This is a genomic window from Microbacterium sp. (assembly GCF_044508325.1).
Lineage (GTDB): Bacteria > Actinomycetota > Actinomycetes > Actinomycetales > Microbacteriaceae > Microbacterium.
Map to the genome: position 1 here is coordinate 36,400 of NZ_JBIQHX010000022.1, position 1,961 is coordinate 38,360.

At 67.7% G+C, this 1,961-nt stretch carries 1 protein-coding gene; it reads left to right on the top strand.

The window, feature by feature from the left end:
* On the top strand, positions 1-1,961 hold a 1,961-nt coding region (locus tag ACIWQI_RS14105), incomplete at both ends, for an ABC transporter ATP-binding protein (RefSeq protein WP_396658341.1).

Here is a 1,961-nt window from a genome sequence, read left to right on the forward strand (position 1 = left end):
CGGGTGAACTCCGGCGACTGGGGGAGCGTCGCGCCCGGCAAGGCTGCGCGCTTCGGCCCGAGCTTCGCGCGTCTGCTCGGTCTGCTCAAGCCCCATGCCCTCGCCTTCACGCTCGTCTCGCTGGCCGGAGCCGTCGGCGTCGTGCTCGCGGTGATCGCACCGAAGATCCTCGGCGAGGCGACGAACATCGTGTTCGAGGGTGTGGTCTCGTCCATGCTGGGCGACCAGTTCCCACCGAACGCGACCCAGGAGCAGGTGGTCGAGGCGCTGCGCGCCGCCGGCCAGACCGACTTCGCCAACATGGTCGCCGCCATGCAGGACTTCCAGGTCGGCGCCGGGGTCGACTTCGAGAAGCTCCGCTACGTCATCCTGTGGGTGCTCGTCATCTACGTGGTCTCCGCGCTGCTGAGCTGGGTGCAGGGCTACGTCATCAACGTGATCATGGTGCGCACCATGTGGCGACTGCGCGAGCAGGTCGAGGCCAAGATCAACCGGCTGCCGCTGGCGTACTTCGACAAGGTGCAGCGTGGCGAGCTGATCTCGCGGGTCACGAACGACATCGACAACATCACGCAGATGATGCAGCAGTCGCTCTCCGGCGCGCTGACCTCTGTGCTGACGGTTGTCGGCGTGCTCATCATGATGTTCTCGATCTCCTGGCAGCTGGCCCTCGTCGCGCTGGTGGCGCTGCCGCTCATGGGCGTCATCTTCGGCATCATCGGACCGCGCTCCCAGAAGGCCTTCCAGACGCAGTGGAAGAAGGTCGGCCGCCTCAACGCCAGGGTGGAGGAGTCGTTCTCCGGCCACGCCCTCGTGCGGGTCTTCGGTCGCGAGCAGGACTCGCGCGAGAAGTTCGCCGCCGAGAACGACGACCTGTTCCAGGCGAGCTTCAAGGCCCAGTTCCTCTCCGGCATGATCTTCCCGGGGATGACCTTCGTCGGCAGTCTCATCTACGTCGGCATCGCGGTGCTCGGCGGCCTCCTGGTGATCTCCGGCCAGCTGCGCCTGGGCGACGTCCAGGCGTTCATCCAGTACTCGCAGCAGTTCACCCAGCCCCTGTCGGAGCTGGGCGGCATGGCCGCCGTCGTCCAGTCCGGCACCGCCTCGGCCGAGCGCGTGTTCGAGCTGCTCGACGAGGAGGAGCAGGAGCCGGATGCCGCAGACTCGCCGTCGCTCGACGGCACAGGACGCGGCGTGATCGAGTTCGAGCACGTGCGGTTCTCGTACAGCCCCGATCGCCCGCTCATCACCGACCTGTCATTCCGCGTCGAGCCCGGTCAGACGGTCGCGATCGTCGGGCCCACGGGCGCCGGCAAGACGACGCTCGTGAACCTCCTCATGCGGTTCTACGAGCTCGACGGCGGCCGCATCCTCCTGGACGGGCAGGACATCTCGAAGCTCACCCGGCACGAGGTCCGCTCGCGGACCGGAATGGTGCTCCAGGACCCGTGGCTGTTCGCCGGCACGATCCGAGAGAACATCCGGTACGGGCGTGAGTCGGCCACCGACGAAGAGATCGTCGAGGCCGCGCGCGCCACCCGCGTCGACCGGTTCGTGCACTCGCTTCCTGACGGCTACGACACCGTCCTCGACGAGGAGGCGTCCAACGTCTCGGCCGGCGAGAAGCAGCTCATCACGATCGCGCGCGCCTTCGTCGCCGACCCGTCGCTGCTGATCCTCGACGAGGCGACGTCCTCGGTCGACACGCGCACCGAGCTGCTCCTCCAGCACGCCATGTCCGCGCTGCGCGAGGGGCGCACCTCGTTCGTCATCGCCCACCGGCTCTCCACGATCCGCGACGCGGATCTGATCCTCGTGATGGAGCACGGCGACATCGTCGAGCAGGGCACCCACGACGAGCTCATCGCGGCGGAGGGCGCATACTGGCGTCTGTACCGCTCGCAGTTCGAGCAGGCGGTCATCGACGTGGACGACCCCATCGCAGCCGGACAGCCGGAATC